General features: G+C 44.0%; 11 protein-coding genes. 5 read left to right on the top strand and 6 right to left on the bottom strand.

The window, feature by feature from the left end; genetic code table 11:
• Positions 1 to 147: 147 nt before the first annotated feature.
• The 3 genes from PCRYO_RS05855 to PCRYO_RS05845 form a co-directional block, all read right to left on the bottom strand.
• On the bottom strand, positions 148 to 837 hold the full coding sequence (locus tag PCRYO_RS05855; protein WP_011513475.1) for a 1-pyrroline-5-carboxylate dehydrogenase: 690 nt from the start codon (positions 835 to 837) through the stop codon (positions 148 to 150).
• A gap of 11 nt (positions 838 to 848) precedes the next feature.
• The gene (gene putA / locus PCRYO_RS05850) at positions 849 to 4,106 is read right to left on the bottom strand and encodes a bifunctional proline dehydrogenase/L-glutamate gamma-semialdehyde dehydrogenase PutA (RefSeq protein WP_011513474.1); all 3,258 of its coding nucleotides are present in this window, start codon (positions 4,104 to 4,106) and stop codon (positions 849 to 851) included.
• 793 nt (positions 4,107 to 4,899) lie between these two features.
• Entirely contained in the window at positions 4,900 to 6,195 is a 1,296-nt protein-coding gene (locus PCRYO_RS05845) for an NCS2 family permease (protein ID WP_011513473.1), read from the bottom strand.
• Between the two features lie 511 nt (positions 6,196 to 6,706).
• Here PCRYO_RS05845 and tolQ point away from each other — a divergent pair.
• The 4 genes from tolQ (at position 6,707) to PCRYO_RS05825 (ending at position 10,446) form a co-directional block, all read left to right on the top strand.
• Positions 6,707 to 7,447, top strand: coding sequence for a protein TolQ (gene tolQ / locus PCRYO_RS05840; RefSeq protein WP_011513472.1), 741 nt, complete (start codon positions 6,707 to 6,709; stop codon positions 7,445 to 7,447).
• Positions 7,444 to 7,902 (top strand): protein TolR, encoded by a 459-nt coding sequence (gene tolR, locus PCRYO_RS05835; RefSeq protein ID WP_011513471.1) that lies wholly within the window; start codon positions 7,444 to 7,446, stop codon positions 7,900 to 7,902. The genes tolQ and tolR overlap by 4 nt, the downstream gene beginning before the upstream one ends.
• Positions 7,903 to 8,009: 107 nt before the next feature.
• Positions 8,010 to 9,017 (top strand): cell envelope integrity protein TolA, encoded by a 1,008-nt coding sequence (locus tag PCRYO_RS05830; RefSeq protein WP_011513470.1) that lies wholly within the window; start codon positions 8,010 to 8,012, stop codon positions 9,015 to 9,017.
• 136 nt (positions 9,018 to 9,153) lie between these two features.
• Positions 9,154 to 10,446, top strand: a complete 1,293-nt coding sequence (locus PCRYO_RS05825) for a PD40 domain-containing protein (protein WP_011513469.1) — start codon at positions 9,154 to 9,156, stop codon at positions 10,444 to 10,446.
• A 117-nt stretch (positions 10,447 to 10,563) separates the two neighbouring features.
• On the opposite strand, the gene PCRYO_RS05820 is transcribed toward PCRYO_RS05825, so the two are convergent.
• The 3 genes from PCRYO_RS05820 to PCRYO_RS05810 form a co-directional block, all read right to left on the bottom strand.
• A complete protein-coding gene (locus tag PCRYO_RS05820; protein ID WP_011513468.1) occupies positions 10,564 to 11,208 on the bottom strand; it encodes a c-type cytochrome in 645 nt (214 codons plus the stop codon).
• A 44-nt stretch (positions 11,209 to 11,252) separates the two neighbouring features.
• Positions 11,253 to 12,854, bottom strand: coding sequence for a flavin monoamine oxidase family protein (locus PCRYO_RS05815; protein ID WP_011513467.1), 1,602 nt, complete (start codon positions 12,852 to 12,854; stop codon positions 11,253 to 11,255).
• Between the two features lie 198 nt (positions 12,855 to 13,052).
• Positions 13,053 to 14,507 carry a cytochrome c gene (locus tag PCRYO_RS05810; protein WP_011513466.1) on the bottom strand — a complete coding sequence of 485 codons (1,455 nt, stop codon included), beginning with the start codon at positions 14,505 to 14,507 and terminating at the stop codon, positions 13,053 to 13,055.
• Between the two features lie 582 nt (positions 14,508 to 15,089).
• Between PCRYO_RS05810 and PCRYO_RS13155 the strand changes: the two genes are divergently transcribed.
• Complete coding sequence (locus tag PCRYO_RS13155) at positions 15,090 to 15,260, top strand: hypothetical protein (RefSeq protein WP_156772645.1); 171 nt, start codon at positions 15,090 to 15,092, stop codon at positions 15,258 to 15,260.
• Positions 15,261 to 15,316 lie beyond the last annotated feature (56 nt).

The following is a 15,316-nucleotide window of genomic DNA, read 5'->3' as shown; positions in this document are numbered from 1 at the left end:
AACGACCAGAAATTACTCACCAAATATTTGGGAATAATGACTGATCGTCATTTTTACTATTCGAGCTATTTCTTTATTGGCAATAAGCTAATCTTTTAACTTCTTATGAGATTATTGGTTGCCTGTACTAAATTGTTGCTGTTACTTCTATGTGCCAAGTTCTAACAAGCTTGCATTTCCGCCAATGGCAGTGGTATTAATGGTTTTTACACGCTCAGTGACGAAGCGGTATAGATAATCAGGCGTTAGCATCTCTGATAAGCCGTCCATATCAGTGACGCTAATGACTTGCGTCAACATACCATCAGTCTTGGCAAGCTCTTGACTGACCGCTTGCACCTCTTTCCGATTACCAGAAACAGCCACTTGCGCGAGGCGATCGATGTATAAAAGCGTGACGGTTTGCGAGTCATTGGCGACACTCAGCACATCATCACTGATACCACTTTCATAGAGGATTTTTGCCGCTTCAATGCACATCTCTTCTTGGCTTGGGCAATGCAATATCACCTCATTACCCGTTAATAATGCTGCTAGCAACTGCCCAAGTACTGCCATAGCGCGAGCAGACTCGCCGCCAACAACCATCGTCTTACCGCGACCTGTCACGTACAAGTCATTTGACTCGCCCGTAGCACCAGTCATACGGTGCTCTTCGTCAAGCATGGGTGCGGCGCTCAATAAATGATTGAACAGACGCTTTGCCTTATTGGCATCACCGGTCAATAATGCCAGTCTTGGTGCGGCTTCTTGCAGATAAGTGGCACGATTCACTGCGCCAAGCAAACGCCAAGTTTCACAAACTTGGCCATGATTTTTTTTGAATTCAGTCGCCATAGTGCTACTCCTTATGCGATTATTGTTTGAGTACTGGTTGCAGCGGTATTGTCTATCAGAGCCACTTGCTCATTAGCCAACTGCTCTGTCGTTAAGCTCATCAGACGGGCGACATAATGTGGACCACCTGCTTTGGGACCTGTGCCCGATAGACCGCAGCCACCGAACGGCTGTACGTTGACGACCGCGCCGATTTGGTTACGGTTGATATAAGTATTGCCGACAAAGGCTCGGCGCTCGATATGCTCTACTGTGTTTTCAATACGGCTATGGATGCCCAAGGTCAAACCAAAACCCGTCGCATTGATTGCATCAATCAGCTTATTTAGATCACGTGCTTCATAACGCAGTACATGCAAAATAGGACCAAAATGCTCTCCACCGATCACATCGATACTTTTTACTTCTATCGCCGTTGGCAATACAAACGTTGCTTGATCTTGACTGACCTCTGAGCTATCACTCATCGGTGTCTGCGCCAAAATCGTAGCCGTTGGCTCAGCGCGCATGCGTTCGATATGCGCTTCAAGTCCGCGCTTGGCATCAATATCAATCACAGGACCTACATCTGTAGTCGCATATAGCGGGTTGCCAACGATTAATTCAGCCATATTGCCTTGCAATAGCTCAATCAAATCATCTGCCATCTCTTCTTGTACACATAAGATACGACATGCTGAACAGCGCTGACCTGCTGAACCAAAGGCAGATAATACCGCATCTCTAACCACTTGCTCAGGCAATGCCGTTGAGTCCATAATCATGGCATTTTGTCCGCCAGTCTCGGCGATAAAGACAGGCAGCTCACCACTGACTTGAGCATGGGCATTTAGGCTTTGGTTGATGCGCTGCGCCGTTTGGGTCGAACCTGTAAAGATAACACCTGCGATATTGTCCGCAGCAGTCAATGCAGCACCAACGTCGCCCGCGCCAATCACGAGTTGCAATGCTTCTACTGGCACGCCAGCTTGATACATAAGCTGCGCACCGAAATGAGCGATTAAGCTCGTCTGTTCGGCAGGTTTTGCCACTACGGTATTACCTGCAGCCAGTGCTGCAACTACTTGACCGGTATAAATAGCCAATGGAAAGTTCCATGGGCTGATACAAATAAAGGTGCCACGTGCTTTATAAACTTGACGCGACGGCTTGCCTGCCAAATCGGTAAACTCATAAATAACATCATCTAAACGCTCAGCTTCATCAGCATAAAAACGGCAAAAATCAACCGCTTCTTTGATTTCATCAATGCTGTCTTGTAAGGTTTTACCTGCCTCAACTTGGCATAATGCCATCAGCTCTGCATAGTTTTCTTCATACAAGTCCGCGATTTTACGCAATATAGCCGCACGTTTAGTAGCAGCAACCGCTTGCCATTCGCCTTGTCCAGCAACTGCCGCCGCAATTGCTTGCTGTGCGATAGTAGCATTGGCATAGACGACTTCACCGGCAATGACTTCATGGTTCCAAGGCGCACATATAGCTTGCTTGTCAAGCTGATGAGTGTCGCCATCTACCGTATTGTCATTGACTGCGTTGCCATTAATAACAGAAGTCGCAGACCATGTTTTGTGTATATGCGTATCGATAGCTGCTTTAAACGGTATCCACTGCGATTCTACAAAGATATTGGGACCAAAGCTGGCACGGCGTGCGCCATAGATAGCTAACGGTAATGGAATATCTGGATTATGTAGCGTTGCATTGGTTAATAGCTTGTCATACGGATGTACAGTTAGCTTGTCAATTGGATAAGACTTGTCTAATAACTGATGGACAAACGAGCTATTGGCACCGTTTTCGAGCAATCGACGTACCAAATACGGCAGCAGATCTTTATGAGCGCCAACCGGTGCATAGATACGCACAGGAATTTGATAAGCTTGTAAGATATGGTCATAAAGCGCATCACCCATACCATGGAGACGCTGGAACTCAAAGTCTCTGTGCGAGCTCATGGTCATGATTGAAGCAAGCGTGTGCGCATTGTGCGTTGCAAACTGTGGCCAAATAAGACCACGCAAATGCTCTGATAATAAGAAACGTGCGCAGGCAAGATAAGCGGTATCCGTGCCTTCTTTACGCGTCCAAACCGGATAGCCTGATAGACCTTTTTGCTGCGCCAACTTGATTTCTGTATCCCAATAAGCGCCCTTTACTAGACGTACAGGAATACGGTCGCCAACCTCAGTTGCCAAGCGTGCCAGCCAAGACAAAATAGCAATTGCACGCTTTGAGTAACCTTGTACAACTAAACCAAGACCATCCCAATCCGCTGTTAGATTGTCGCGGTATAGAGATTCAAATAGTTTTAGCGATATCTCAAGACGATCGGCTTCTTCAGCATCGATACTGAGGTCGACATTGACTTCACGCGCCGCTTCAATCAGTAACAAGCAGCGTTGACGCAACAGCCCCATGACTTGTTCTTCTTGGGTGGCTTCATAACGCGGATGCAATGCGGACAGCTTGATAGAAACTGATGGCTTCGGCATGCCCTCTTTAACTTTCACACTTGCGGTGGCTTTGATAGCATGCAAATAATCATTAAAGTATTTTTCAGCATCTTTATGAGTAATTGCCGCTTCACCCAACATATCAAATGAGTAGGTATAGCCTTTATTGCGATATGGCTGGCTATTTTTATTAGCGCCTTCAATCGTTTCGCCAAGTACAAACTGATGTCCCATGATACGCATGGCTTTTTGCATAGCACTACGAATAACAGGCTCACCCATCTTTTTGGTCATACGATCCAAAAATCCAGATGCCGTGGTATCACTATCGATGCTCACCACACGACCTGTCATCATCATGCCCCACGTTGAGGCATTGACCATAAAACCATTGTCATTTTTTAAATGTTTTTTCCAGTCAGCGACGCTCATCTTGTCATGAATCAGCGCATCAGCTGTATAATTGTCCGGCACACGAATCAAGGCTTCCGCCAAGCTCATGAGCAAAACACCTTCTTGGGTATCCAAGCTGTACTCAAGCAATAATGAGTCGACCATTTTTACCGCTTTACCATCATTGCGCACATGCTCAACCAGCTGACGCGTCTGCGTAGCTGCACTGTCACGCTCGGCATCTGTCGGTTTGGCAAGTGGCAATAACTGCGTCAACCAGCGCTCTTCATCCACGCTATACAAAGGCGATATACGCGTATGTAGCTCTGTTGATGACTGAGCAATATATTCTGGTGATAACAAATCAATAGGATTAAATAAAATCGGCTCTTGCGGGGTAAATTGCTCTACTGGGTTCATAACAACTCCATAACTTGAAAATCCATCATAAGTGATGCGCTGAGGCTTTTTAACATTGAAACTTTTTGATATTGTGACTTTTTGATATTGTGACTTTTAAATATTGTGGCGCTAAAACAACGTCGTAAGGCTAAAGTATTGAAACGTTTTATCATCTACCCTATCGAAAACAGCAATCAATCACAATCAGCTATTAAGCAGTGTGAGTGATTCGGCTTTGATAACATACATAACAATGAACAGAACACACGACAATATTAAAAAACGAGAAAATCCAGCATAAGCTGGAAAAGGTCAAGTAGATCGTTTGACTGTGCAACGGACTACGTCAACAATACAAAGGCAACAACATAAAACTAAGCGGCATTAGTGCCTTCTTCTTGTTAGTAGTGAAAGGAGAGTGTTTGCAATATAAAGTGGCAATATGCAATGCTGATTCACTGATAAGAAAAACCTCTACGGCGTTGATTGAGGTGATGCGCTTAATATCCGCATATTACCATGAAATAAATTTTCAAACTAACAATATTACGCATTTTAGCCAATTATAATAGTGTTAAAAAACAAACAGTTATTAACGCATTCACAAACGTGACGCTTTGGTTATAATTTCTGATTTACTATTTATGATTAATTGTTTTAGGAATCAAACAGTTGGCACGACTATCTTAAAACAATAGGAAAATTAAGCATAAAAAACCCTTCTTATCATTTAATAATAAGAAGGGCTTAAACTATATTTCTACAGCAATATCAACCTTGCTTAATATTGAGCGTTAATCAATGTAAAAAGCTAGATAAAAACGATCTTGGCCAGTAATACTACTGTCAATATCCAAACCGGAATACTGATGTCAGAGAATTTACCAGCGACTATCTTGATGGCAGTAAAGGTGATAAAGCCAAGTGCAATACCGTCAGCGACAGAATAGGTCAAAGGCGTAAACAATAGTACGACCACCACTGGCGCCGCTTCTGTTAAGTCATTCCATTTGACGTCTTTTAATGTTTCCATCATGAGTACTGCTACATAAAAGATAGCGCCCGCAGTCGCATATCCTGGAATCATACCAGCAAGTGGTGAAAAGAACACACTGAGTAAAAATAACACGCCAACTGTCACTGCCATCAGTCCAGTACGACCACCTGATGCGATACCCGACACACTTTCGATGTAACTTGTCGTCGATGACGTGCCCAAGAAAGTACCAGCTACCGTTGCCGTTGAATCTGCTAGTAGCGCTTTACCCATATTCGGGATTTTACCATCTTTACCAATCAAACCTGCCTGAGTAGTGGTTGCAATCAGCGTACCCGCCGTATCAAATAAATCGACGAATAAGAAGGCAAAAATAACACTGATCATCGCCACATCAAACGCGCCAGCAATATCAAGCTGCATCAGGGTTGGTGCAATAGGCGGCGGCGCTGAGATAATACCTGTAAACTGCGTATTTCCTGTGACAAGGCTAATAAGCGCGACTAGTAAAATACCAATAGTGACCGCACCTGGTACTTTTTTGTGTGACAAACCTACGATGACAATAAAACCAAGAGCTGCCATCGCAGGTGAAAACGAGGTCATATCACCAAGTCCCACTAGCGTCGCATCATTATTCACGATAACGCCTGCGGTTTGGAGCGCAATAAAGGCCAAAAACGCACCAATACCAGCGACAACCCCTTGTTTGATACTGGTCGGAATAGAATTAATAATGATTTCACGGATTTTAAACAAACTTAATAGGATAAAGATACAACCTGACAAAAATACTGCGCCAAGCGCCGTTTGCCAAGCATAGCCCATTCCTAAAACCACGCCATAAGTAAAGAAGGCGTTGAGTCCCATTCCAGGCGCTAGGGCCACTGGCAGGCGGGCATAAATACCCATAATGAAACAACCAATAGCCGCGGCAAGACAGGTAGCTACGAATACTGCGCCTTTATCCATACCGGCATCAGCAAGTACATTAGGGTTGACAAATATGATGTAAGCCATCGTTAAAAACGTGGTTACACCCGCTAAAATCTCTGTTTTGATCGTGGTGTTCTGACCATCGATTCCAAAATATCGTTCAATTGCGTTCATAGGAGTCGCTTCCAAATTGCAGTGAGTAAATTATCATTATCAAATGGTATTGATAAATGTCGCTTCCAAATTGCGACGATAAATGCCGCTTTTAACTCAAACATAAAAAATACACCTAAATTGCGACGATAAATGACGCTTCCAAATTGCGACTGTAAATGACGCTATAAACTACGGTTGGAGATGATGTTTTTAATCCTTTAGCCACACAAGATTTGCTAAAAATAAAACCACTGTGAAAAATTACAGCAACAAATCATAACATTCTATGGAAATAAATAGATAATTTCAATGAATGCCATGAACTTGTCAGTAAAAGAGCAAAAAATAGTTGACCATATGGACAATATTATAAAATGATAGTGCTGTCACCATAAATTTTAGGAAAAAACTGCTCATTATGTAATTAACACATTATTAATGATATTTACCAAGATTAGCAGTACACTAGGGGGTTAATATGAGCACCCTATTTTTAATGACTATTATTAATTATCCATGAGTCCTTTACATGCCTGAATCCTTAAATATTATCGACCTTATTACTCAAGCGAGCCTGCTGGTTCAGATCGTGATGGCTCTATTGTTATTAGCATCGTTACTCAGTTGGGTGATTATTTTTCGTATGAGTGCGCGGCTTGGCACTGCCAGAAACTTTGACCAACAGTTCGAGGCTTGGTTTTGGTCGGGTGAAGATTTGGCGAAATTGTATCAAGGTATTCAGGGCTCACCTGAGCGCCAAGGTCTTGAGCAGATTTTCTATGTTGGCTTCTCTGAATACTTAAGAATGCACAAAAAACGTCAACCAAAAGATGACATTATCGATGGCGTTGAGCGTAAGCTTAGGGTTGGTCTTGGTCGTCAGCAGCTACTTTTGGAGTCAGGACTTACAACGCTTGCCAGTATCGGCTCCGTTGCACCTTACGTCGGTTTGTTCGGCACCGTTTGGGGTATCATGAATGCCTTTTTGGGGTTGTCACAAAATGAACAAGCTACCCTAGCCGCTGTGGCACCAGGTATTGCAGAAGCATTAATTGCCACCGCTATGGGTTTGTTTGCCGCTATTCCTGCAGTATTGGCTTATAACCATTTTACCGCTAAATCTAGTCGATTATATGATTCACGTGCCTTATTCTGTGATGAGATGACGGGTATGCTGCAGCGCGAAACCAGTAATGAAAGCCCGCAGCCTAGCACTCAAGTAAGCCAAGCCAACCAAGCCAACCAAAGCACTCAGGTGGCTGGTCTATGAAACAAAGTCCCTATCGCCGTGAGAAAAAAGCACTGAATGCGGAGATGAACGTTGTTCCTTATATCGACGTAATGCTCGTTCTGCTCGTGATATTTATGGTGACCGCGCCGATGCTGATTACTGGCGTCGATGTTGATTTGCCAAAAGAGCAAACCAACACCATGAGTCAAAGCCAGCTACCAGTCATTGTATCTCTGACCGGTAACGGCGAGATTTTTATCAGTTATGAGAGCAATGTTGACTTACCTGTTAGTGAGCCTGAGCTGATTGATACCCTCTCGACTTTGCAAAGTCAAAGCAGTGATGCCGGTGCGCAACCAGTACAAGTGATGATTAATGCCGACCAAAACAATCAATATGGCGCTATCATGACTTTGATGGCAACGTTGCAACAAGCTGGTATTCAGAAGGTTGGACTATTAACTGGCGCTCCATTGCCTATACCAGCGGTTTAATCATTTTATAATATTAAAAAACAGCCGTTTTGGTGTAGCCGGTTATAATAAAGCAGATAATCTGATGTAGCTTATCTTTTAGTATCACGTTTTTGAGTATCACTACCATGCACAAGGCTCCAACCGTTTATGTACCAACTGAACCCGAAGGCAATGGGCTAACCTTACCCACGCTGCTCAGTTTGCTGGCACATGGTCTTGTCATTGGTATACTTATCTATACCTACCAAAATATGGACGTTGAGACCGCAGGTAGTATTGAAACGACCATGGTATCTCCTGAACAGTTAGCCGAGATGCAAGGTCAAATCCTTGCCAATCGCGCCGCCGCAGCCAGTGCTATGCAAGCGGAAAGCGGTGCAAGTAGTGCAGCTACGCCAACAGAAGCCTTTGATGGCAGCGTCAGCACTCCAAATCCTGCTCAACCAAACTCTCAGCAAGTGCCTGTCTTCACACGCTCGGATGAATCTGCTACTAGCCCGATGCTAATGAGTGAAGAGCAGCATCAACGCCTGCTTGAGCAAAACCAAGAGTATGAGCGCAGTATGGCTGAGTGGGCCGCGCGCTTAGACGAATCCGTCTTAGAAGAACATGACCAAATTGAAAAAGAAAGACGACAGCAGCTGATTGAAGAGCAAAAAAGGCTTGGGGATTTCCGCAATAAACAAAACAATCCTCCCAAGATTAAGCGCCCAACTGCTACCGACCGAAATATAGAAATCAATACGGGCGGCTCTAGTAGTTCAGGTCAAACCCTTAGTCTATCGAACGATGGGCAGTCGACTTTATCCGGTGATAGCACAACCTCAAGCCCTTCAAAAGGCAACAGCCGCTCAGCATCAGGTGGCAGTCGCGGTGCTAGTAATAGTGAAATCATTAATCTTATCAGACGCAACTATAATCCACCAACTGCAGCAAAGGGCTCAACCCAGCGTGCGACCCTCACAATTACAGTCAATGCCAGCGGTAATATTACCAATGTTACTGCTTCAGGACCGGATGAAGCTGTCAATGAAGCCGCCAAACAAGCCGTACTAAATACCGGCAGCTTACCAATCGATGCTGACGATCCAAAATACCCGACCTTTACCGTTCAATTTAAGGGCAGTAATTAATCAGTTGCTCATGCTTTATATTATTGATAACGTTACCTTAAACAGCTTGTACTGTAGAAGGCACTACCTTATCTTTATGACGGACTAATAACCTATAAAAATGACACTCATACTGTTTTAGGAGCTTAACTTACTCATGCGCACTCATAAAAAACTACTCATATCATTACTTGCTAGCGCCTCAAGCTTACTTATCGCGCCAAGTGTGCTGGCAGCGCCTGTCGTTTTAGAATTGGATTACGAGATTCCTGTGCAACAGAATCAAGTGGCTTTTGTGCCTTTTGCTGGTGATAGTGTGTTATCGCCTATTATTGTCAATGACTTGAGCAAAACTGAGCTCAAAGTTACCAGTCAGAATCTACCGCAGCAGCCACGCAGTAGCAGCGAGCTGGCAGGGACATTACCGGTATGGCAAAGTATGGGGATTCCTTATCTTGTCGTAGGTAGCACGCGCAGTAGCCGCGGTAAAGTGGTGACCGATTATGAAGTGATTGAGGTTAAAACAGGACGCGTGATCGAAGGCAAGCAGACTTTAACCGCTGATAACAATAAAGACAGCATGCGCTATGCCGGTCACGTCATCGCAGATAAAGTGTACGAGCTCATTACCGGCATTCCAGGGGACTTCTCAGGGCGTATTGCCTATATTGAAGAAATTGGTACTGGCAAAGCAAAAGTCTCGCGCTTAAAAGTCATGGATGCTGATGGCGAAAACGCCAAAACCATTACTGAGGTTTCAGGCTCTATCTTCTCTCCAGCATGGTCGCCCGATGGCAATCGTATCGCTTATTCAGTACAGCGAGATAAATCTTATCCTGTTATTTATGTGCAAAGCGTGAGCGGCGGCGGTGCAACGCCATTGACGCCTTTCCCTGGTAGCAACTTAAGTCCTTCGTTCTCGCCAGATGGCAGCAAAATACTGTTTTCGAGTAGTTTTGAAGGCAGTGCTGATATTTATGAGATGAGTGCCAGCGGCGGTCAACCAAGACGACTGACCAATTGGCCAAGCAGTGAAGTACAGCCAAGCTACGCCCCTGATGGCAGATCTTTTGTCTTTGTATCTGATAAGACTGGATTTAATAAGCCGCAGATTTATCGTTATGAATTTGGTTCAGGGCGCACAACCAAAGTATCTAATAGTGGTTATGCGACCAGCCCACAATTTAGTAGTGATGGTACGCAAATTGCCTTTTTAAATGGGCGCTCAGCGGCTGTTATGAACAGCGGCGGCGCGGTCACTGCTAATTTGGGCAATACCGGTATCGATGAAGCACCGAGCTTTTCACCAAATGGTAAGCGTGTCGTTTATGCATCAAAGCAAGGTGGTAAGGGCGTACTGACTATCAAATCACTAAACGGCGGCGAAGCCTTTGGTAAATCTGGGCAAGGTACGATTCGCTCACCTGTCTGGTCAGCCAGTCCTAGATAGAGCTAGAAATTCGTAATGTCTTAACCAAGAAAAGCGCCCAATCATCGATTGGGCGCTTTTTTATATGAGAGTAAATCGATTAGCTTTTATTCTAAGGAAACATTGTTCACAGCAACACTATTCACTTGGATCATAACCGGGCGGATTGGCATGTCTCAGCTTGGCCACGTCTTCAGCGGTCACTGTATCCGTATAACTATTTAAGTCACTGACGACGTATTGAGTCACTGCCGCCATTTGCTCATCATTCATCATCATATGAAACGATGGCATTCCGCGGAAACCATTGATGAGTATATTAATGATGTAATATTTTGACTGCATTTTGCTATTGTTAGCCAGTGGCGGATAATAGCCTGCACCATAAGCGCCTTCGCCTTTATGCATATGACAGCCAGCACAGGAGTCATGATAGAGCTTTTTGCCATCGGTCGTAATAAAGGCATTGGATCCTTCAAATTTTGCTTCCCACTCGCTAATAATAGGGTCATTTTCCATATTGGGTAATGAGCTGTCATCAACGACATTGATAGGCTGCGCTTTTAGCTCGTCACGGCTCATATAGACAGCGCCCCAGCTGCCTGTATTGCGACTTGCTTGATAGTCAACCGTTTGCTCAGCATCGTGCTTACTGGCTATCGTCTCTACATCGCCTGCTTTTTGACTACAGCCTAATAATGCGCTGCTGCTTAACAGCATGATCATCAGCATCTTAGGTGTCATGCTTTTCATGATAGTTATTTTCATGATGATAGTGTTCATGATAGCCTCTGAATTTATAATAATTGTCTCTATTTTTGGCGCAATTAACCCAGCATTTTTGCTTTTTTATGCAAGCGTTTAGCGGCATCTATGCCAGATAATATAGCCCCTTCCTGCCACGCAGGAATATGAGAGCAATGCTCACCTGTCAGCACAATACGGTTGTCTATACTGCATAGGTTATCGTAATGCTGCTCACGACTCGACTCACTCCAAATACCGTAGCAGCCGAGTGTCCATGGGATACGGTGCCAGACGACAGATGTTCCGGCGCGGAATTCCTTTGGGTACTGCGGATGGATATATTTACCGTAGGCAAGCGCCACATTGATACGCTCTTGCGGTGTTAGAGTATTAAACTTATAAGAAGTCGCGCCAAAACCATAGGCACCAAGCAATACACCTGAGCCATCTTTAAACATATTTTCTGACGGATAAGCAATTTGGGTAATAGGCATATTGGTATAGGTTAAACCGCCATAAATCCACTCGTCTTCTTCCCAGAATCGGCGATTAAATTCCAAACCTACTTTATAGGAAGTGTCATAAGGAACCGCTGCCATCGCCTGTTTCATTGGTTTTGAGACATTGATATCGAGCTGGGTTAATACGGTTAAAGGTATGTTGCAGACACACCAGTCTGCCCGGATGGTTTTGGTTGCACCATCGGGACTATTGCTGTCCACATAGTCGACTGTAACGCCAGTATCATCTTGATGAATCTTAGTGACTTTGGCATTAAACTCAATCATATCGCGACATTCGCGGGTGAAAGCATCACCGATTTTACCCATACCACCAACTGGCTGAAACATGGTCGGCTGATGTCCATAGGTCATGTGATTGCTATAAATATCTCCCCACATGCCTGAATCTAGTATCTCACTGATTGGTAATGGCTTTGACGGCTTTTCATTTGGCATCAAACCGCCACCTGGGAACACACTAAAGCCACGATGTTTGGTAGTCTCATTACTGGCGCGGTAGCGATAGTCTTTATCGAGCACGCCCCAGCCTTTTAGCCCTTCTAGAAGCTTCTCTTTGTCCTCAGTATTGACTGAGCGATCCAGACCACCCACGTTTACTGACTTCGATAGCAGCTCCGCCACATGACCTTGAATGTCATTTTTGATGTCACCCAAACGCTGCGGTACGCCATTGAAATGATTAGTACGATGCAAATAAGCACGGTCATTGGTTTGGATAAAGGGTTGCATCTCAACACCGAACTGTTTGCAATAATGAAAGACGGCATAGTGGTGGCTTGGCAAACGCCATGGTCCACCATTGAAATAATTGCCTTCTTCAAAATCACAAGTGACCTCTTCGCCGCCAAGCTCAGTATATTTATCACCGCTGTTCAGTGTCCAACTACGACCGCCACCACGATTTTGAAACTCAAGCACTTTGACATCGTAGCCCGCTTTTCGCAGCTCATAAGCCGCTGTCAACCCACCAAGACCAGCACCAAGAATAACAATGCTCGCGCCAGCAGGTGCGCCCTTAAGATCCATTGCTTCCTTAAAACTGGATTCTGAAGCAAACCCCAAGGTCGTCATTGCTTGATACATGGCGGTCGCGCCCGCTGTTTTACCAATCATCGAAAGCAATTGACGGCGCGTAGGTGATTGAAGCATGTCTTTCATAATAATATCCTTAAAGTAGACAATGGTGCAGGATAGTAGACGCATCGTTATCAATGTACTTGGCGTGTTGTTGTCTATAATTGCCAAACGATAGCGCTCTATCTAATTGCCATAATCCTTGTCTTATAATCAGTATCTAACATAGCTTTATAGTATTTATTACTACGCTGTTTGATGAAAGGTGAAATGAAACCCAAATCAGTGACGGTGCTTAGAGCGTATGATGGCTCGAATAATAAATATAATGACAGCAATGGCGACGATAATACCCAATATCGCCAGCAAGCCTGCGTATTTAATTAAAAATGGCTTTTCGGCGCTAGTGGCAGCGATGCGCTCGATATCGGCTGCACTCACATCGCTGCTGGCAAGACCGCCAAAGCTGATGCGTACGTAATTGGCGATACTGGCAATTTGCTCGCTGCTCAGCTCATCAGAGAAGGCCGGCATAATCGGTGAGGTATTGGTGCTGCCAACGACCCCATGCAAAATCATATTGACGAGCACATCAGGCTTATCACGGCGCAGACTGCTTAATCCTACGATGGGTGAATACTGTGCATCAGGTTGACCATAGCCGTCCACACCATGACAGCTACCGCATGTCGCCAAATACAAGGCTTCTGGTGAATTACTGCCCTTACTAACAGCAGTTTTGGCTTGAGCCAAATAATCTTTTTGGGCAAGTAAATCATGGGTGATAGATTCGTTTACACGGGTTGGCAAACGTGAGACATCGATGGCAGATACCTTATCATCGGTTTGAATGGCAGGTACTGCTTTTAGATAAGAGGCAATCGCGCTTAGGTCTTCTTGCTTTAGATATTGAGTACTATGCGCGACTGCCTCACCCATTGGACCACCAGCATAAGCGCGCTGATCAAGCTCGCCGGTGCGTAGATAAGTAATGATATCTTGCTCACTCCAGCTGCCAATACCACTTGACTCGTCAGGGGTGATATTAGGTGCATACCAATGCCCTAACTGCGCTCCAGATAAATACATTTTTTTATCGAAGCCCATAGTGCTGTTGCGTGGCGTATGGCAAGTACCACAGTGTTCTAGATTATTGACCAGATACTCACCGCGCTTCTGCGTCTCATTGAGGCCATCACGTCCTTGGGTAGAAGGAACATTTAAAAAGTTCCAACCGAGCATTAGCGCACGAATATTGAAAGGAAATGGTAGGTCAGTTTTATGCTTTGGCGCTTCATCTACTACTGGAACGGTTTGCAGATAGGCAAACAGCGCGTTGATATCCTCTTCTTTCATACCACTATAAGAAGGATATGGCATAGCAGGATATAGCATATGGCTAGGCGCACGACCTTTTTGTAGTACATTTTTTAGATCGTTTTCAGTATAATTGCCGATACCATAGCGTTTGGAGGGGGTGATATTCGTAGAATAAATCTCCCCCATAGGGGTCTCTATTGCTGTACCGCCAGTATAGTCTTCGCCATGACACGCCATACAGTCCGCTGCACGAGCAATATAGGCACCTCGATTGACGAGCACGCTATTGGCAGGACTGATATTAGGTAGGGTCGCATTAGGTAAGCTTGTATTAGTAAGGCTCGTATCCTCAGCCATCGCAGCGCTGGAGGCCATACCAATGGCAAGCATCGATAACATCATAGAAAATCGCTTCATAATTCCCTCATTTCGCTAACATCTCATATATTTTTATGATTGTTGCGCATAACATCCACTGTTAAGCTGAATTTTTATCATTATTTTTTGCTATTATCAGTGCAAGATAAAACTGTAAGAAAATATCCATTTATAGATCATTGCTAAAAAATGTCTGTTCACCTCACTACTGTAAGACTATTTCACTTCTATTACCTGGATAGTAACGCATTGCTATCATTTTTTTACAAAACTTAAAAAGATAAATAATTGGATATATTTTTTAATAGACGGTTATACCTTTTTATATTATAAATTTAGGTAAAATAATTAATTCTTTATAAAACAATTAGTAAAGTTATAAAAGCTTGTTTCTATATATTTATAAACATGAATTACTGGTAAATTATGGCTAGATAATGAAGCCAACATTTCTTCTTATCCTATTTTGGCTGTACATAATGGATACATAACGCCCATCCTAAACGTTTCTTACAGAGCGTACTACTTCCGTTTATAATGAGATAATATCTTGCACAATTCCGTGCATTGGTTATGATGAGCGCTATTTCACCGTCGCCGATTGCCTTTTGAGATATCATTATGAAGTCATTAACCTTGACCTATATATTCACAGCTGCCTTATTTATGACAGGTTGTCAGTCGTTTCAATTTGTCGAAAGCCCGATTCCTGTCAAAAACGCTCCGAGCAAAAATCTGTTGGTTAAAACTGTCCCAGTTGCAGATATTGCCGTTGAAAATAACGAGCACTAAGATAGATATAAAAAGCTGACAATAAAAAAAGCAGATATTAGTTTGATATCTGCTTT

Origin of the sequence: Psychrobacter cryohalolentis K5 (genome assembly GCF_000013905.1) — a bacterium.
Lineage (GTDB): Bacteria > Pseudomonadota > Gammaproteobacteria > Pseudomonadales > Moraxellaceae > Psychrobacter > Psychrobacter cryohalolentis.
The sequence above is the reverse complement of the archived record's forward strand: the minus strand, read 5'-3'. Positions and strand labels throughout refer to the sequence as shown.

Excerpts from the sequence above, each read along its gene's own strand:
- PCRYO_RS05855 (WP_011513475.1), bottom strand. The coding sequence starts at position 837 with ATGGCGACTGAATTCAAAAAAAATCATGGCCAAGTTTGTGAAACTTGG.
- putA (WP_011513474.1), bottom strand. The coding sequence starts at position 4,106 with ATGAACCCAGTAGAGCAATTTACCCCGCAAGAGCCGATTTTATTTAAT.
- PCRYO_RS05845 (WP_011513473.1), bottom strand. The coding sequence starts at position 6,195 with ATGAACGCAATTGAACGATATTTTGGAATCGATGGTCAGAACACCACG.
- tolQ (WP_011513472.1), top strand. The coding sequence starts at position 6,707 with ATGCCTGAATCCTTAAATATTATCGACCTTATTACTCAAGCGAGCCTG.
- tolR (WP_011513471.1), top strand. The coding sequence starts at position 7,444 with ATGAAACAAAGTCCCTATCGCCGTGAGAAAAAAGCACTGAATGCGGAG.
- PCRYO_RS05830 (WP_011513470.1), top strand. The coding sequence starts at position 8,010 with ATGCACAAGGCTCCAACCGTTTATGTACCAACTGAACCCGAAGGCAAT.
- PCRYO_RS05825 (WP_011513469.1), top strand. The coding sequence starts at position 9,154 with ATGCGCACTCATAAAAAACTACTCATATCATTACTTGCTAGCGCCTCA.
- PCRYO_RS05820 (WP_011513468.1), bottom strand. The coding sequence starts at position 11,208 with ATGAACACTATCATCATGAAAATAACTATCATGAAAAGCATGACACCT.
- PCRYO_RS05815 (WP_011513467.1), bottom strand. The coding sequence starts at position 12,854 with ATGAAAGACATGCTTCAATCACCTACGCGCCGTCAATTGCTTTCGATG.
- PCRYO_RS05810 (WP_011513466.1), bottom strand. The coding sequence starts at position 14,507 with ATGAAGCGATTTTCTATGATGTTATCGATGCTTGCCATTGGTATGGCC.
- PCRYO_RS13155 (WP_156772645.1), top strand. The coding sequence starts at position 15,090 with ATGAAGTCATTAACCTTGACCTATATATTCACAGCTGCCTTATTTATG.